The organism is Photorhabdus africana (assembly GCF_035181445.1).
Classification (GTDB): Bacteria; Pseudomonadota; Gammaproteobacteria; order Enterobacterales; family Enterobacteriaceae; genus Photorhabdus; species Photorhabdus laumondii.
Genome location: NZ_JAXBVE010000008.1, coordinates 65,099 through 81,588 on the forward strand (window position 1 = coordinate 65,099; position 16,490 = coordinate 81,588).

13 protein-coding genes are annotated in these 16,490 nt (G+C 41.9%); all 13 read right to left on the reverse strand.

Features of this window, described 5'->3' with window-relative positions:
• Position 1: 1 nt before the first annotated feature.
• Positions 2–1,789, reverse strand: coding sequence for a contractile injection system tape measure protein (locus SLS51_RS06670; protein ID WP_323836673.1), 1,788 nt, complete (start codon positions 1,787–1,789; stop codon positions 2–4).
• Between the two features lie 57 nt (positions 1,790–1,846).
• Positions 1,847–3,133: a tail fiber protein gene (locus tag SLS51_RS06675; RefSeq protein WP_323836675.1), complete on the reverse strand. Its 1,287-nt coding sequence runs from the start codon at positions 3,131–3,133 to the stop codon at positions 1,847–1,849.
• Positions 3,134–3,233: 100 nt separating this feature from the next.
• Positions 3,234–6,176, reverse strand: a complete 2,943-nt coding sequence (locus SLS51_RS06680; RefSeq protein WP_323836677.1) for a baseplate wedge protein — start codon at positions 6,174–6,176, stop codon at positions 3,234–3,236.
• Positions 6,169–8,868, reverse strand: a complete 2,700-nt coding sequence (locus SLS51_RS06685; protein ID WP_323836679.1) for a baseplate J/gp47 family protein — start codon at positions 8,866–8,868, stop codon at positions 6,169–6,171. Before SLS51_RS06685 ends, SLS51_RS06680 begins: the two co-directional genes overlap by 8 nt.
• A 71-nt stretch (positions 8,869–8,939) precedes the next feature.
• Complete coding sequence (locus tag SLS51_RS06690) at positions 8,940–9,356, reverse strand: contractile injection system spike tip protein (RefSeq protein ID WP_323836681.1); 417 nt, start codon at positions 9,354–9,356, stop codon at positions 8,940–8,942.
• The gene (locus SLS51_RS06695; RefSeq protein ID WP_323836683.1) at positions 9,353–9,769 is read right to left on the reverse strand and encodes a GPW/gp25 family protein; all 417 of its coding nucleotides are present in this window, start codon (positions 9,767–9,769) and stop codon (positions 9,353–9,355) included. The genes SLS51_RS06690 and SLS51_RS06695 overlap by 4 nt, the downstream gene beginning before the upstream one ends.
• Before the next feature lie 13 nt (positions 9,770–9,782).
• Entirely contained in the window at positions 9,783–11,384 is a 1,602-nt protein-coding gene (locus tag SLS51_RS06700; protein ID WP_323836685.1) for a phage baseplate assembly protein V, read from the reverse strand.
• Entirely contained in the window at positions 11,381–12,064 is a 684-nt protein-coding gene (locus tag SLS51_RS06705; RefSeq protein WP_323836687.1) for a CIS tube protein, read from the reverse strand. Before SLS51_RS06705 ends, SLS51_RS06700 begins: the two co-directional genes overlap by 4 nt.
• Positions 12,051–12,230 carry a DUF5908 family protein gene (locus SLS51_RS06710; RefSeq protein WP_323836689.1) on the reverse strand — a complete coding sequence of 60 codons (180 nt, stop codon included), beginning with the start codon at positions 12,228–12,230 and terminating at the stop codon, positions 12,051–12,053. Before SLS51_RS06710 ends, SLS51_RS06705 begins: the two co-directional genes overlap by 14 nt.
• The gene (locus SLS51_RS06715) at positions 12,227–12,685 is read right to left on the reverse strand and encodes a phage tail protein (RefSeq protein WP_323836691.1); all 459 of its coding nucleotides are present in this window, start codon (positions 12,683–12,685) and stop codon (positions 12,227–12,229) included. Before SLS51_RS06715 ends, SLS51_RS06710 begins: the two co-directional genes overlap by 4 nt.
• A 13-nt stretch (positions 12,686–12,698) precedes the next feature.
• Positions 12,699–13,880, reverse strand: coding sequence for a phage tail sheath family protein (locus tag SLS51_RS06720; protein WP_323836693.1), 1,182 nt, complete (start codon positions 13,878–13,880; stop codon positions 12,699–12,701).
• 48 nt (positions 13,881–13,928) lie between these two features.
• A complete protein-coding gene (locus SLS51_RS06725) occupies positions 13,929–15,305 on the reverse strand; it encodes a phage tail sheath family protein (protein WP_323836695.1) in 1,377 nt (458 codons plus the stop codon).
• A gap of 11 nt (positions 15,306–15,316) precedes the next feature.
• Entirely contained in the window at positions 15,317–16,483 is a 1,167-nt protein-coding gene (locus SLS51_RS06730; protein ID WP_323836697.1) for a phage tail sheath family protein, read from the reverse strand.
• Positions 16,484–16,490 lie beyond the last annotated feature (7 nt).

Sequence of the window (16,490 nt, forward strand, 5' to 3'; positions counted from 1 at the left end):
TTTACCAGTCAACTTGTAAAGGATAATTTAGCCAGGGAAGTTTAGCGATATTTAACGGCCACGGCCAGTCGGCCAATAACAGATCAAATGGCTGATGTTGTAGCGTAATTTTGATTTCCTGTTCATCTATCAGCAATTCACCCGGTCGTTGTAAAAACAGTTGGCGAACATCATTACGGCTCAGTTTTTTCCAACCCGGAAGTTGAGCGATAATCGCATCCAACCATTGTTCTATTATCAACTGCTTTTCTGGTTCAACGGCAATTGATTGCGTCTCTTCATCAATCATTAACCCGCACAGAATTTTATTTAATGTTTTTCTCTCTATTTGTGTTTCTTCATCTCCCCAAATAAGATAATCCAGGAAATCAACCGCCCTAAATTGAGCTTGATGATGAATAAATTTTTTCTCCTCAAGCAGACCTAATTGATTAAACAATACGGGCAACATCGGCCATAGAATTAATATTCCCGCATTACTTACCTGATATGGAGAAGATAATCCTGATTCAGGATGTGGCCTATTAACAGTCCGAAGTTGATTACCATTATTATCTTTGTCGTGCAAATTATCTGGTGTTGATAATATTGATTGATCTTGATAAATTTGATGCTGATTTAATATTGGAAAATTTTCCCAATGCTTTGTGGATAATTCCTGTAATAGCTCAGTAATCATTGAATTAGCCGGATCTGTTTGCTGTAAAGATTGTTCTCTCAAAGTCTTGGTTTCACAACCAAAACGATTGACTAGATTTTTATATTCCTGAACAGATAAGTGTTTCTTACACAATTGTGGAATCCATTCTATTTGCCAAATCAGCTTCAACCATGCATTTAATAAGGTATTTTCATCGACTATATTCTGGCGGAATAAAGTAATAATAGGCACAATATCAAGCATACTGTTATTAAACTCAGCTATGATATATGATATCACTTTCATATCTGGTTTAGGTATTTCCTGCGTATTATATCGATGGATATATCCCAACGCATTCAATACCAATTGCCAAGAGGTAACTACCTTTCCTTGATGCTGAGATCTATACCCTATGGATTTCAAGTTGCATCGCGACGGCAAGGGAGCAAATCCCTGGGAGCATAGATAAACTATGTGACCGGGGTGAGAGAGTGCAGCCAATAAAGAGGCAGCTTGAAAGATAACGGGTATATCTATATTCTCCGATAATTTGCGATTAATCGCGGTTAATAAAGCCGGCTGGCTGATAGCTAAAAGCCGTTGTAAACCGTGCTCAGATAAGCAGCTTTTTGCTAATAATAATGTTAAATTATTCTCTATTCGCATTAATTGATCAATTAGAGATTTGATCTTAACATCAATATTTCTATTCTCTGACATTATATTTTCAGGATCCAATTCAAAATCTTTTCGATATAAATACTGGATAAATTCCTCAATATCAGATAAATAATCACTATGTAATAAATCGAATTTATCGGTATTTTTGGGTATTATTGAATTTTCCGTAAAAATTTTTTCCTGATTATTCGTCCAGTATTGGCTCAATGCTTTATTTAGTTCAGCATTAAACCTAATAGGAAACAATGAATTAAAATCAGGTGAGTTAATTTCACCAAGATTCAGCGTTAATTTATCTAAATAGATACCCTGACTAATCACATGATTATTAAAGTATAAATTAAGTAATTTATGTACACTAACTTGATTAAGCAGAGAACCATGTAATAATTTTTTAGCTACTTGTTTATTATTAGCTTCAATAGTAATAATAATTCGATTTAACAAACTTCTCTCTGAAATCATAAATAGTATTCTCTTTGCGATTAATTGATAATTTAACTCTCAATTTATTCATAAATATCAAAGCTTCATAATAAAAGCCAAAAGATAATAAGGTGTAGTAATATCTACACTGTGCGAATGCCCTGAATCAGATACTGAAGCTGTATGTTTGTGTCCCTGTCCTGAACCTACAGTGGAAGTTTTAAATTCATATGGTCTTTCTCCTTTTGACTTAACTACAGATTCAGATCCATTCTGAAGTTTATCAGCTGTCATTTCTTCAAGTTTCCGCCAAGCATATAAATTACCCTTATGTGAATCATAACGCATACCATTATAATGGAAATGACTAGGTAATTGTTCTTCTGTCAATTTAGTTTCATTAACAGTAACATTGAGATTTGTTTTCGCCGTTTTCGTCATTATACTATAGATTTTATTATTTATTTCTCCACTTAATGTATTCAAGCTTTTCCCTTTAGTCTCACTCATTGTATTACCACAAGCAATAAAACGATTTCTTAAATCTGGAACTTTAACTCCATCATAAGTTCCGCCATCACAAAAAGCCCATCCAGGAGGAGCACTATCCCCAGAAAACATCACAATCATTCCTCTGGGAAGGACTTTGTTAGGATCAATACTTACGCCCTTATCATCAACCTTAATACCATTACCCGCTTTGACTTTTACACCATTTTTACTCAAGCTCAAACCACTTACACCACTCCAAGCATTATTTGTATTTCCTCCCTCTAATTTTAAATAAAGGCCGGTATTATCAGTTACTACAATACCGCCCCCGTCCCAACATTTAACAGCTATACCATCTGGCTCGACAGAAATACTGCCATTATTCTTGGCCTTAACTTCTACTCCATTTCCACTAACAGAAATACCATTACCCGCTTTAACTGAAACACCACTACCATCAACAGTAATACCATTAGCGGCCTTGACAGCTATATTATCTGTATTTACAACAATACCATTACCTTGACCAACAGATATTCCATTGTCTTTATTAATCAAACCACTACCAAGGTCTACAGATAAAATATCATTTTTTAACATTAATGGAGAAAAGCCTTTATCGGCGAGATCGGAGATAGTACCCATTTTTAAATTAAGCGTACCATTAACATCCAGCTTCAATCCGGCTCCTGGTCCATTTTGTTGAGGCGCTTGCCCAGTTGCTTTACGGCCAATATCAGCCATATCAATCAAGTGTTCATAATCAGTTTGCAATGGAATACTACCTGCTTTAAAGCGTTTTTTTAAATCATCCGCCGAGGGAGCTTCTGTTTTATTATTGGTATTTTCTGGATTAATCTCTGAATTAGATAGATTATTCTTCTTTTCCATTTTTATCACCTTATATATTAGTTTATTCTAATAACATAGCAATTATTAAAGACAATTAATTTAATAATATAGAAAGTATTTATTTTACTTATGGATAAAATCAATCTTTTTCTTTGTTATCCATAAATTTAAATCGAGAATCTTCAATTAATATACCACTTCCACTCTCTTGAATTTTCGGTATATATAGCAACTGGTTACTCTCAATAAATTCAGAATGCCATTCTGTTTTAGATTCACCAATCACCTCAGTTCTCTGCTCTTCAGTGGCAATTCGCATATTCCCGGTCCCCGTTAATGGGGAAGGCAGACGTCCTAAAGTCAACATTTCTAAAATATGGTATGCTTCATCTCCTAAAGCAGAACCGTTATTTTGCCAATGTTTATAAGTGCTGGCAAAATTCTTGAAATGATCTGGAGGCAACCAATGGATAATCATGGAAACATGCGTAGGAAATTCAGCTAAAATCTCAGTTTTTACCCATGATTCCAATTTATGAGGATCAACTTTGCTATTTTCAATTAACTGACGATTAATGACTACGCTGACGACAAATGAGAAACGATCAGTATGCGCGTATTCTGCACCAGAGAAATACCAGCGATAACGCCATGCATTTTCCTTTTGTGGAAAAGCAGCCTCATTGTCTTTATCTCGTTTAATTAATATTTTACCCTCAATACGATCGAATTTCTTTACCACAGCTTTAAGCATATAGTCAGATGGAGAATTCACGCTAGCTACTATTTTTTTGGCTGGTTCATAAGGGGTGATTTTATATTTTAGCGTGATTTCATCACCTTCTTTAATCATGGCTGGAAAATGGCTTTGGGGGCTGGAAGTGATCCAGTGTTCATCTTTGGCATCGATTTTATCTATCTCATCGGCATAAACCAGTTGATAATCCATATCTTCCAACCACACCGAGCTATTTTGCCAGAATAGTTTTTTGTCGATAAATGCCTGTTGCACTCTGTTCAAATTGTATTCCAGAGCAACACTATTACGGGTATCAAGATAAAATGATTTTTCTGTAATCTCAGTGATCACTTGGCCCCGTAATGTGAATCCGTTTTCACCTTTAATAATCAAGTCAATTATCTGACCATGCAATAACTGCCCTGTCGCACTTTTCTGAATAATAATTAAGTGATGACTTTTAGAATCAGGATGATCTTTAATTTCCAGTCCATCAGGTATTTGTTTATCGTTGAATACCGGATCAGGTTTCACGGGTAACAATTGACGATGCTCAATTAAATAGAAAGGCAGATCAGCCAAATCAGGCGGTTCACTAAAACATTTTCCTCCCAAACCTAACCGAGCTGCAATCCGTTTTTGCAGCGCCGATACTTTATCAATACGAATATTATTACGATGGTAGGCCAGCTCTGGTTGTTGAGCCAAGTAACCGCGCTGAGTGGATAGAAAATCCCGTCGATTGAGAATAAGTGGTCTGGCGGCTCGATGAGTACCAAAATAGCTTAACAGATACTCCAGAATAGCCAGCTCTTTTGCATAGTTTCGTTCCTGTATGCCATCATCGTTATCAATTTGCGCATCATTATTCAGTTTCTTAATTAAGTCAGGCATTATCGCCTGATGAACGTTCTGACTAACGGAATTAACTTTAAAAGGCCATTGTGCACCGTATACCGTATTTCCCCGTTGTTTAAACGCCAATAGTTTTGGCATTAAGGCAAGTTCTGCACAGCCATTAGCTAGCATCTGTTCAAAAGGCAGCAAAAATTGGTGTAACTGTCGTTGTTGTAAGGTTTTTTTATTAGTCTGCAATCCATAACATGCAGGTAATTTATTGCTTACCGGGTAATAATCCCGCACTTTACGATATTTTCCCCAGTTCAATAATTCCGGTTGTGTATTAATCAACGGTTCTGTAATAAGCTTTTTCTTGATCTCTTCGCTAGAAACCGTAACTTTCACGCCACCTTTAGCAATAATAGTCAATGGGCTGTCTGGTAAGGTAATCAATGCTAAGGGATCTTCACCCCATAATCTGGGATAATATCCTTTCGCAATTTCCCAAGACCAATTATCTTGCGGTAGCAGAGAAATAATTTCCTTATTATATTTATCTAATTCCAGTCGAGTAATACCTTGAACTCCTTTGATAGCCAATAATTGGTTAACCAAATGGCTTAAGTTTAATACCATAGTGCCGTTGTAATCTCTGATCGGCGGTAATTTAGGTATCCAACCGTGATGCAAATAAGGTCCATCAAAAATTTCTTCATTACTGTAACCCATTTCTTTCATTGCTTGGGTGGTATAACGTAGCGGCTTTTCAATTATCGTTTGTTCCGCTGTCATATAAATTTGGGCGAATATGTCAGCGATATCTTTAACATCATTATCAAGCTGAATATCAATCTTCAATGGCAAATCAACAGGTTTTAACCAGATAACCCGACTCACCCATTCCCCCAGATTACGGTTATTTTTCAGGAAAGCATTAAGTTTTTCCTGAGCCAGCTTATTATCGGCCTGAGTTTCCCGACTAGGTAGCAAATAAAGCCAATAATTTCCTCTTAATGTTAGCTGTTCACTCTCTGAATCGGGGATTTGCCTAAAACTGTATTCACGTTTCTTTTTGCTATACCAGTATGTGTAGCGTTGATCTTTAGGTTCGCATATCAACTGCGCATCATTAAATAAAAAGTAACCCTCAACCGTATCGTCACTATGCAAATCCAGCAATGCCCGACGATAATCCGCCAACGTAATTGGGCCACAGGTCAGCATCTGTTGTGGACCAAACTCTTGGGGGAAAATACCCTCTCCGGTTGTCTGTTCCTCTGGGGTGGGCGTAAGCAGATCTTTCAGTGGTAATGAGTGACGGTAAGCTAAATCTGACGCGCCATAACAACAGGCTTCTAATAAGGTGATACCAGGATCATTTTCACTCATATCACTCCAACATTGACCAGAATATTGCTCAATCACCGCCTTAGCTTGGGCAAGTAAGGTATCAAAGGCAATATCATCTTTGACGATGGGAAACAGAGCATCCTGATTATTCATTGTTAACTCCTTGGTTTGAGGAACGCTTATCTGTCCAAACTAAAATCAACACTTCGTCATCGTTAGCTTCAATACTTGCACCCACGGCACCCGTAGTTTGGTTAGCGGTGGTTATGCTTAAATTAGTGACGCGTTCCACCAGAGGGGATTGTTGGATGGTGGCTAATAGCTGGTAGTAGTCAATGTGGTTACCCATTGTCACGCCGATAGCAGGATTTTCCGCCCACGGCATATATATTCGGCTTAATTGCTGTTTTAGCTGATGGTGGCCATAGTCGGAATTAACGCCAGAGATGAAAATCACTCGATAGTCCACATTAACATCAACATAAGTAGGGTTGTTGATTTCAATAGTTGCCCAAGGGCTACTTAATTGATTTAGCCATGAGATCATCTTTTTCAATCGCGCCGGGTTTAGTGTTGGGCGTAATGCATCATCGTTATCCTTGTAACGGTTATCCGGGATCACTATCAGTTGTTGCTTTTCCGGTGCCGGGATGGTGGTTAATTTACTGCCCGAATGGTATCTAACATCAAATAGGCTAATAAAATTAGCCTTTAGTAAAGTCACCATGTTCCCCCAACTCAACACTCGATTACGATGGGACAACCGGACAGGAATTCGTTTTAAGAAGGCTTGCTCAGTCTCTTGTGGACGACCGTTCCAGGAAGCCCAAGGTTGCGTGACGCGGCTGATTGCAGCAATAGTGTTTGTCGGCTGCTTTATACTGTCGGCGGTCAATCCATTAATAAAATGCTCTTGCTCAACAGTTTCTGCGTTGGCTAATGTGGCGATGATGGCGTTATACAGCAAGCCTTTAATGCGTGGGTAATCTTGAGGATCTGTCTTTCCAACTATCTCGGCTTTCAACCAGTACCGCCCTGTCGGCATCAGAGCGGCCTGATTTGATGCATCCTGTGGCAATAAGGTGCGCCAGATACCCCGGTCGAACAGGTTACCGGTTTGATCGTCAACTAATTTATCCAATTTACGCCAAGTATTGCGCTTATCGAGGTAAGACCAAGATAAATCGAGCGCTTTAACCCCTTCTAATTGCCAATAGAGAGATAAAGTTTGCCCCGCTAGTCCCCCCGTGAAGCCTAAATAGAATGCATCATGAGTAAATGTCGGTGTTTCTGCGGCTTCGCTCCGGCCAAAAGGCGTCAGGGAGTAAACAGTAAATTGCTTAGGCTTAGCTTTAGCGCTGAATTGAACCTGCAATGCACTGATTTGTGGCATATAGGGTAAACTTTTATCTTTGGGATCTTTCCAATATTGGCTATGCATAAAATCCTGTCCGGCCAGTTCTATACGCACGGATGCAGGCCATTCATTGGGCGATGGGCTATCTGCAACAAGGTGATTCATTGCCGGTAAGGTGAATTTTAAGCTCTGTCCTTGTGGTTCTTCCTCTCCACTGAATAATGATTGTGCTTCATTAAGTTTTTCTCTCTTTTGAGGCGTGACTAAGTAACCCTGTACTTTAAATGCACTATTATCAGGCTTGGTCTCATATTTCCCATACCATGTTGAAAAGTTTTGTTGAGGCAAGCCAACCCATTGAGGGGTAATCGTCACTGTTGCGTTTTCAGTGCCATACCATTCAGGGGCCATCAGATTAAAACCGGCGCCTAGCAACGGTAATTGACCAAAGGGAAAACTGGATGCATCCGTTCGTTCAATACCACCATCAGAGGCGTAGTACACACTACGGTTGCCGATAATGATAATTTCGATGTCTTTAATCTTAGGCAGTCTCTGTCCCTGAATGGTACCCAGTTTTAATACCGGGACATCAAACGTCATATTTTCCAGAGCATCAGGAGGAGTGATCGACGCATCACTGGCAGACAATCCAAGTTCAAGCGTTGTTTTGTTGACAAGTTTTACCGCTAAGGAAAGCCAGCGATTTTCTGCGCTGATATTCGCCGTGATGTGCTCAGGTTTACCCGTCCACTCGCTGTCTAATGTGACTTTAATCGTGCGCTCTCCTGCTGACATCGCAAATAAAGGCGAAGTAATTAAGTAACCGGACAGAACCGAAACATCATCAGGCGTTGGGCTAAAAAGCCGAATGCCGTTTTCAGGAAATGCCATATTATCAGCAAGATTTAATAGTATTGCCGATTTCCAACCATCGCCCTCTTTTCGATACCAACATAGGTCGGTCAATTCTCCTTGATTCGCCAATACATCCGACTCGGACACATACTGTAATGGATTGCCAGCGCTATCATGTCCGGCATCAAAGAGCGTTCCTTTCGGAATAAGATATTCAACACGATCAGAATTCAAAGTAATACCTATCGCCACCCGATCCGCCTGAGCATCTCTCGGTTTCAAGCCCAATAATTCCCGGTAATAAAGATCGCGATGACGTGCCGGAAAAGTATTGAATAATATTTTAGTCGTTTCTAATAGTTTTAAAAAAGCCAGTAAAAAAGCCTGATGAGCGGGTAAAGTACCATTGGCTTTATTCGCATTTTGGTAAATATCCGCTAATTGCTGAGGATGGTTTTCCTGAATAAAGTAGAAGCTATGCCAGAGTTTTTCTTTCTCTTGATCAAAAGGAATTTTCTCCGTATATTCCTGAATCCAATTTAATATATCCAGCGTACTTCTTTCATCAAGTTTAAAAGTCGTATCCGATACCATCGCGGTAAGTTTATTTTCTAATTCGATCTGTCCCATATTTATACCACCTGTTATTTGAATATAACTTTAATCTGTTTTCAGGAGATCATTACTATTTAAAAATAAATTTATCCAGCACTGACAGCATATTGACTGGCAATAAATCGGCCTTTTCCCATACTGGGTGCGGTTATATCGGGGCCACTCGATGGATTATTTGCTGGCTGTGATGGGGTAAAACGGGCAATAAATTGCTGTCCAACCACAATCACCGTGGCAGGGCTACGACAAAAATTTACCTGCTGGCCGACATCCAATTGAGCAATGGTGACCATACCCATGCCGGGTATTGGATGGCTAGGGGTAATATATTGCGCCTGAAGTTGGACCTTTTTTTCATCCCCCACCATGACGATCTTTTTACCTTGGATCTTGGCGTGACCGCTGCCCCGGATGATTGCCGGCCCCAGAATGGTGACTTGCCGGTTACCGAACAAGGGTTCGAATAGCAAAGTGTCACCATCAATCACCAGTTGTTTACTCATAAGATCACTTCTCCTTCACCAATCTCAAGAATACCTTCAATTTGCTGGCTAATTTCGCTACCTCTCAGGGCATAGCTCACCTGAATATGCAGGGTATTAGGCAAATTCATTTTTTGATTCACCTGAATTTCAGTAATTTCCGCGCGGGGTTCATAACGCAATACTCGCTCTTCAATATGCGTTTGAATACGCGCCATTAATTCATCACTGATATTTTCAAACAGATAATCATGTAAACCACAGCCATAATCTTCACGCATAATCCGCTCACCGGGTTCGGTGAGAAAAAGTACTTTCATACTCTGGCGGACATGTTCTGCCCCTTCTGCCATGATGACTCCCGTCTGAGCAGAAAATTGTGGCGGAAATGCCCAACCTCGACCATAAATATCGGCTAATATTTTATCTACCATCTTATTTAACCTATTATTGTGTTAAATTAATTTTCGCCCCTTTAATATCAACCCCAGATTTTCCCGCGGCTGATAGGGATTTTTCGGCCTGAATATTAATTTCCTGCGCATGCGTAATGATATTTTTAGCGGAATTAAGGGTGATATCTTTATCCTGCTGCAAAGATAAGGTATTTTTTCCACTATTAAATGCGAGCATATGGTCTTTATTATCGAAGATTAATGCCTGCTGATTTTCTCCCTGTTTAATCACTAACGTTTTCATTTGGTTTTTTTCACTGGGTTCTAACGGTGATCTATTTTTAGGATTATGCATGGCCCCTAATATCACCGGAAAACGAGGATCACATTCAAAGAAACCGATTATTACTTCATCCCCCGGCTCTGGATAGAAGCAGAATCCACTCTCATGACTAGCGTAAGGTTTACCTAAACGGGCAAAAAGGGTGCCGTTGGTTAAGCTTAAGGCCGGTATTTTGACCGGAATACGGTCTAGTGATTGGCTATCCTGTTGGTATTTTTCCACGATCCCGATATGCAACTCTTTAACCGGCGGTACCGGCTGTTCTACATCTGATTGCATGCCTAACGTTAACCGGGTGCGCCAACCTTGCCGCGGGTTAATGATCTGGCTGACACCGGAGATAATCGCCTGACCATCCATTCCCGGCCCGAAACCAGTTAACACCAAAACATCACCCGGCTGATAACGATCATTGCCTGCAACCTCAAAACTGCCGGATATATTATGGTTCCGCCGGTTGCCCATGATGCTTTGAGTAAGCTGCTTGGTTTGTTCATTATCCAATGGGTAGCTGAAAATCCATTGCCACTCTTGATCGGTCAGCGGTTTCAGCGCGTCGGTAGCAAGTTGATCATGCCCAAACCCACTACTTTTTACCTGAACTGCCTGAGACAACTTTTGTTGGTTAATGTCCCAAGACTGTACACTTATCGTTTTAGGGCTGCGCTGATTATCCCATTGCAGATTAGCTTCAAACAGCACAATGTCCCGAAGGTCGCCGCGCTGACGAATGGTATGCACGGTTGAGTGATTAAGTGATTCCGGCGTGACCAACGTAACGGCATCATGGCCGGGGATCAGCCAGGTATTGGTAGCACTCAATCGGCTCTTTAAGAATGTCCAATCATTGCAACGAAACTGCACCATTTGTTCATGTACTGTTTTAAGTTGAGGTGCCTGTTTTATCGTGACAGGCACCCCGGCCTGACTGCATAGTTTCTTGATAATTGCCTCATCACTCTGCTTGCTGAACAGTTGTGAGTGGAAATTATGCGTCAATTTTTGCAGCGGATGTTTTGCCGTCAGAATCATTAAACTGTCCTGACCTTTAAGCCCCAGTGTCTGCCGAACGATGATCCCTTTGAACAACACGGTTTTTTGCATTTGCACGATAAGTTCATGGTTTGGGCGACAACTTGCCAACTCAGCCTGCGCCTTGGTATCAAAAATATGGTTGGTATCACCAATGGTACCCAAAGTGACGTTAGCCGAAGGAATACCATTGATAGGATAATTGACTGACAGGCTGATAACCGTAAACTGACTGAGCGTTTTTCCGCCTATCTTAATCACGAGCGGGGGTATTTTCATGCCTCCCTCCGTGCTTGTAGCGTTTGTCCTGGCGTGAAATCGTCAAGATTATCCAGATCGTTTTGCCAAGCCAGCGAAAGATAATCGATACCGCCCGCCAAAGCCGCGCCAGCACCCAGTGCAATCAATGGCAGAGAGAGCATATCGGTTACGCTAACCGCAGTAGCCGGTGGTGATTTTAACTGCTGCTCCGTGGCCTGAATAACAAAGCTCTCATCCGCCACCAGCGATAAGGTGGCAATTGCCCGTAACGGCATGGCATCCCGATCAAACAAGGTGTAATGAATGCTGAGACCGCTGGCCCGGCAGGCAAAATAACCTTTGTTTTCCCAACGCATTTTGCCCCATTTGATTTTAAGAAAATGAGGAACGTTGGTACCGGCATCAACGGCACAGAGGGTTTTCAGCGTCGCCAGTTGAGTTTCTATCGGCGTATTGTTGCCGGGCATAGACGCATCAAACAGTAGATCTAATGACAAGCCCGCAGGCTGAGACGACACATAGTGGTTGCCTTGGTGAGCATGGGTAATGCTTTCATCGTTTCTATAATTGGCTTGATAATTGAACTGGATCGCATCGGGGTTATACATCACCGGCAAACTGCCCACCAAGATTTTACCTTCCCGATCTTTAAAAGCCATCAGCGTGAGTTTGGACAGGTTACGTTCAATTAAGCTCATAATCGCCTCCTGTTTCACGTAATGCCTCTAACACCTCCCGTTTCACCCTCTCAATCAGGCGAGCATCGTCCAATGCTTCTTGGGCTAATGTTCGTGGAGATGATAAATCACCCGCAGAATCGGTAACTTTGGCCTGAATAATCAGTTCTTTAATTTCTACAGTCATGCTTTCACTCCTAACCAGCGCATATCTTGATAACGTAATTCTAGGGAATTGACCAAAACGGCATTGCTATTGGCATCAAAGTCACCGGTAGACCAACGAACCGGTAAGGCGTTACTTACGGTCCAACTTGCCACCGGTAAAAAATTTTCATTCAGCAACATAATGACCACATCAGCATAAACCGCTTTTTCCCCTCGCAAGACACGATCAAATATCAAAGTAAGCGGTGTAATCGTCATAACACCACGCTCCAATACCAAACTACCGTGCTGGATCTTCTCGGCCAGCCAAACATTTCTGGCATTTTCCCCGCCCTGACTGTGTTGGGTGGTTTGCAGTTCACGGCTGAGTCCCGATATGCGCTGAAAGGCAATATCAAGTGGACTGGGAATATTGTTAAACAGAAAACTGGCGATAAAACGGTGTGACACTGACGGGGGGTATAGATTGTGCATATTTTGCCCCTGTTTAATTTAATCCCGTGGTCCCGGTACGCGTATCAAACGTCAAACTCAGCTCAATAAATTCCGCCGGGATGAGCAGAGCCAGTTTGATTTTCATCATCATTTTCCCGGCCCGCCGATCCGCTTCACTCATTGATTCGTTAACACCGAGTAATATGTCAAATGCTCGGTCCTCTTGGGTCCCTAACAGGGCACCTTTTAACCATAATTGATGCAACCAGTTGTAAGTTTGACCCTTAAGTTTCATCCAAGTAATCGCGTTGTTGGGTTCGAAAACAAAAGCCCGGCCTAATCGGGTGAGATGAGCTTCGATATAGGAGACTAAGCGGCGAGTTTGGATATAACGCCAAGGAGAGCCTGAGATGTTGTCCAGAGTTCGGCATCCCCAGACTTTAATCCCTTTGCCGGGGAAGCTGCGAATCAGATTCAACGAAGTGCCATTCTGATTAAAGAGCGCATCAGCTTCAATAAAGGATCGTACTGGGCTGACCACCTTAGCTAAAGCGACGTTGGCTGGCGCGGTCCAGATACTTTGCTGATTATCATTACGCTGGATAACAGCCGCCACCGCCGCGGTAGGAGAAAGGGTGATATGTTTACCCTTTTCTTGGTATGTGGTTTTCAGCCCCGGCCAATATACCGCGCCCCATTGCCGGTCACTTGAGGAAAACTGCTCTAAACATGTCGCGGCCAGTACCGGATCATCCGGGGCATCCAGCAATCCCATGATGCCACGTCGGCTCTTACACAGTTCGAGTATCGACTGCCAAAACCGCAACCAAAGATCGATGTCAGCACCTAGCTCCCCCGTCTGATTAAAGCGGACACTATCAGGGATGACAATCAACGAGATAGCGCTCTCTGCGGCAATCGTCTGCTTAAGCCAATCCTGTTGCAGTGCGATGATCAATGATTGAAAATCGTTCAGTGGTTCATCAGAGGCCAGCGGCAGTACATAGGCTTGTTGACCGCCATTTTCAAAGAAGTGGCGCACGGAGTAGTACATTAACCCTGATTCCCGAAATTTTAGGGTAAAGTCGGTTAGGCCGTTTAATTTGACTGCGGTTTTATTACCCGAACTTTTTGGCATATAACCAATAAAAACCGGCACACCAATAAATGCCTCATCCGGCTTTTGGGATATCAAATTCTCCGCGATTGTCACACCCGGCTGTGTTATTTCCATTATCGTTTCCTCAACAGGACAGGCGCGGCAAACCGCGCCCCAGTACGGTTACTGTGCTACTTTTTGCGAAAATTGCAGGATAATAAATTCAGCCGGACGGACCGCCGCCATGCCAACCTTGACGATCATTCTTCCTTGCTTAATATCCACCTCGGACATAGTGATACCTTGACCAATTTGGACAAAATAGGCTTCTTGGGGATGACTACCGACCAGCGCCCCTTGTTGCCAGAGTTGATGGAGATAGTTGTCAATGGCTGACCTTACTCGTTCCCAGGTTGGTTGACTATTAGGCTCAAAGACGGCAAATCGCATTGCCTGTTTGATATCCCGTTCCGCCGCATTAAATAGACGCCGTACCGGAATGTAACGCCAGTTGTCATCATCTTTTTTCAGGGTACATGCGCCCCAGACAACAAAACCTTTGTTGCTGAAATAACGGATGGCATTAATGCCTTTTGGGTTCATGACTTTTTGATCATCGTCAGTGAGCCGTTCTTCCACATCGCTAATCCCATTCAGCACAATGTTAGCCGGTGCTTTCCAAACGCCACGATTGGCATCAGTGGCACAATAGACACCAGCCATGATTGCACTGGCAGGAATAGTTTTGTTTACATCCTTTATTGCAGTAACAGCCTTCTTATAGACATCCGGGTTTTTCTCTTTGAGTTCCGTCAAAGTGGTAACATTGTTTGCTTTTGCATCCTGATAACCTGAAACAACGACAAGATTCTCCTCGGTTTGCATAAGCTGCGAAACTTTTACCGCAGGATAATACGTTGCGGTTTGTGAAGATACATTAGTGCTGATGGCGGATGCTTTATCCTGATTGTCAGCGATAAGGAAATAGCCCTCATTCAATAATGAAGGTGTCAGACTGTTATATATATTGCTCCGGTAATCAGAATCTTGTTCAGGGCAGACGATTAAAGTAATTTCTAAAGCCTGCTTAATTAACTCAGGGATTAAGGCCAGAGTTTTAGTATCTTCCGACTTAGCAATTGGTAGGATATAACAAGGCCCACCACCATTTTGAAAATAAAGTTTTAAGGAATCACTGCTTATTGTGTAATTAACTGTCACCTCGTAAGTGTAATCAGCTTTTTTTTCTTCTTCTGGATCGCTATTAACCTCTCCATTGTCATTGTTTTTAGCCGATATATCACCTTCAACCTTTTTAACTTTTTTAGTGGCAGACGGGGGTGTCGATATGATGGTTATTGATTTAACACAACCCACATGAAACAGGTTAGTGAAATCCAACCAACTACTAACACGCGTCACTTGTGGCATGGCATTGTCTTTTTTCGGAAAGAAACGCCCAATAAAAACCGGGATTGCCGTATTCCCTTGACTGACAGAAAGCGCCGGTGAGGCATCTTCTTCAATATAGACGCCAGGATAAGTTGGTACTGTTGGCATACTGCCTCCAATTATTGTCCGATGTTTTGCGTAAACTGCAAGATAATAAATTCGGCTGGGCGAACTGCCGCCATACCCACTTTAACGATCATTTCACCCTGTTTAATATTGTCATCAGTCATGGTGATGCCTTTACCAATTTGAACAAAATAAGCTTGCTCGGCTTTATTTCCCACCAATCCGCCTTGTTGCCAGAGAGAATGGAGATAATTATCAATCGCTCGGCGCACCGCTTCCCAAGTGGGTTGGCTATTAGGTTCAAAGACCGCAAAGTTCATGGCATTTTTAATATCTCGTTCCGCGCTGTTAAACAGACGGCGAACAGGGATATAACGCCAATTATCACTGTCCTCAAGTGTTCTGGCTCCCCAAACCAATGGGCTACTTTTAGGAAAAGTACGGATCATATTCAACGCTTTATCTTTGTTATATTGTCCTTGCAGATCATCAGTCACCGGATATTTAGGCTGTAATCCTCCTTGAATAGCAACGTTAGCGGGTGCTTGCCAAACACCCCGATTGTTATCGACACTGGCATAAATACCGGCCATCACTGCGCTGGGTGGAATATCAACGCTAGCTCTTTTCCCTTCTTCATCTTTTTCTCCCCACTCAGCGGTCAGCCAAGGATAATAAACTGCGCCATAAGGAGTAGAAGGGTAAGGTGTAAGTATATTTTCTGATTCTTCTACATTGGGGGGTGCATCTCCTTTGGTATCAACCTTTTTGGCGTTATCCCCTTTAGTATCATCCTTTTTGGTGATATCAGAATTTGGACCATCAAAAATGGCAAATAAACCTTTGCCCGGTTGGCAAAGTGTACTTACAGCATTTTTGATGTTTTCGGTGCCGATTCCAGCAGCAACTAGCAATGTGACATCATCCAGCTTTGGCACTTGTTCTTCTAACTTTTCGGTTTTAACAAGATAGCAATATCCACCGCCGTTAATAAAATAGGCGCGTAATGAGATATCAAGCTTGTCATTGGGATTAAATTGTCTATCTCTTAGTGCCAGATATTCTAGCCAACTATTAACACGATGATAGTCATCTCCTGACCTAAATAGATTTTCATCTCCGACAGCAAAAACAGGGACTGCTGTTGCGCTGGAACGGACAGAGAGTGCCAATGAGGCATCTTCTTCAATATAGACACCGGGATAATCATAAGTTGTCATAATATTC

Coding starts and splice junctions, on each gene's coding strand:
- SLS51_RS06670 (WP_323836673.1), bottom strand. CDS start 1,789: ATGATTTCAGAGAGAAGTTTGTTAAATCGAATTATTATTACTATTGAA.
- SLS51_RS06675 (WP_323836675.1), bottom strand. CDS start 3,133: ATGGAAAAGAAGAATAATCTATCTAATTCAGAGATTAATCCAGAAAAT.
- SLS51_RS06680 (WP_323836677.1), bottom strand. CDS start 6,176: ATGAATAATCAGGATGCTCTGTTTCCCATCGTCAAAGATGATATTGCC.
- SLS51_RS06685 (WP_323836679.1), bottom strand. CDS start 8,868: ATGGGACAGATCGAATTAGAAAATAAACTTACCGCGATGGTATCGGAT.
- SLS51_RS06690 (WP_323836681.1), bottom strand. CDS start 9,356: ATGAGTAAACAACTGGTGATTGATGGTGACACTTTGCTATTCGAACCC.
- SLS51_RS06695 (WP_323836683.1), bottom strand. CDS start 9,769: ATGGTAGATAAAATATTAGCCGATATTTATGGTCGAGGTTGGGCATTT.
- SLS51_RS06700 (WP_323836685.1), bottom strand. CDS start 11,384: ATGAAAATACCCCCGCTCGTGATTAAGATAGGCGGAAAAACGCTCAGT.
- SLS51_RS06705 (WP_323836687.1), bottom strand. CDS start 12,064: ATGAGCTTAATTGAACGTAACCTGTCCAAACTCACGCTGATGGCTTTT.
- SLS51_RS06710 (WP_323836689.1), bottom strand. CDS start 12,230: ATGACTGTAGAAATTAAAGAACTGATTATTCAGGCCAAAGTTACCGAT.
- SLS51_RS06715 (WP_323836691.1), bottom strand. CDS start 12,685: ATGCACAATCTATACCCCCCGTCAGTGTCACACCGTTTTATCGCCAGT.
- SLS51_RS06720 (WP_323836693.1), bottom strand. CDS start 13,880: ATGGAAATAACACAGCCGGGTGTGACAATCGCGGAGAATTTGATATCC.
- SLS51_RS06725 (WP_323836695.1), bottom strand. CDS start 15,305: ATGCCAACAGTACCAACTTATCCTGGCGTCTATATTGAAGAAGATGCC.
- SLS51_RS06730 (WP_323836697.1), bottom strand. CDS start 16,483: ATGACAACTTATGATTATCCCGGTGTCTATATTGAAGAAGATGCCTCA.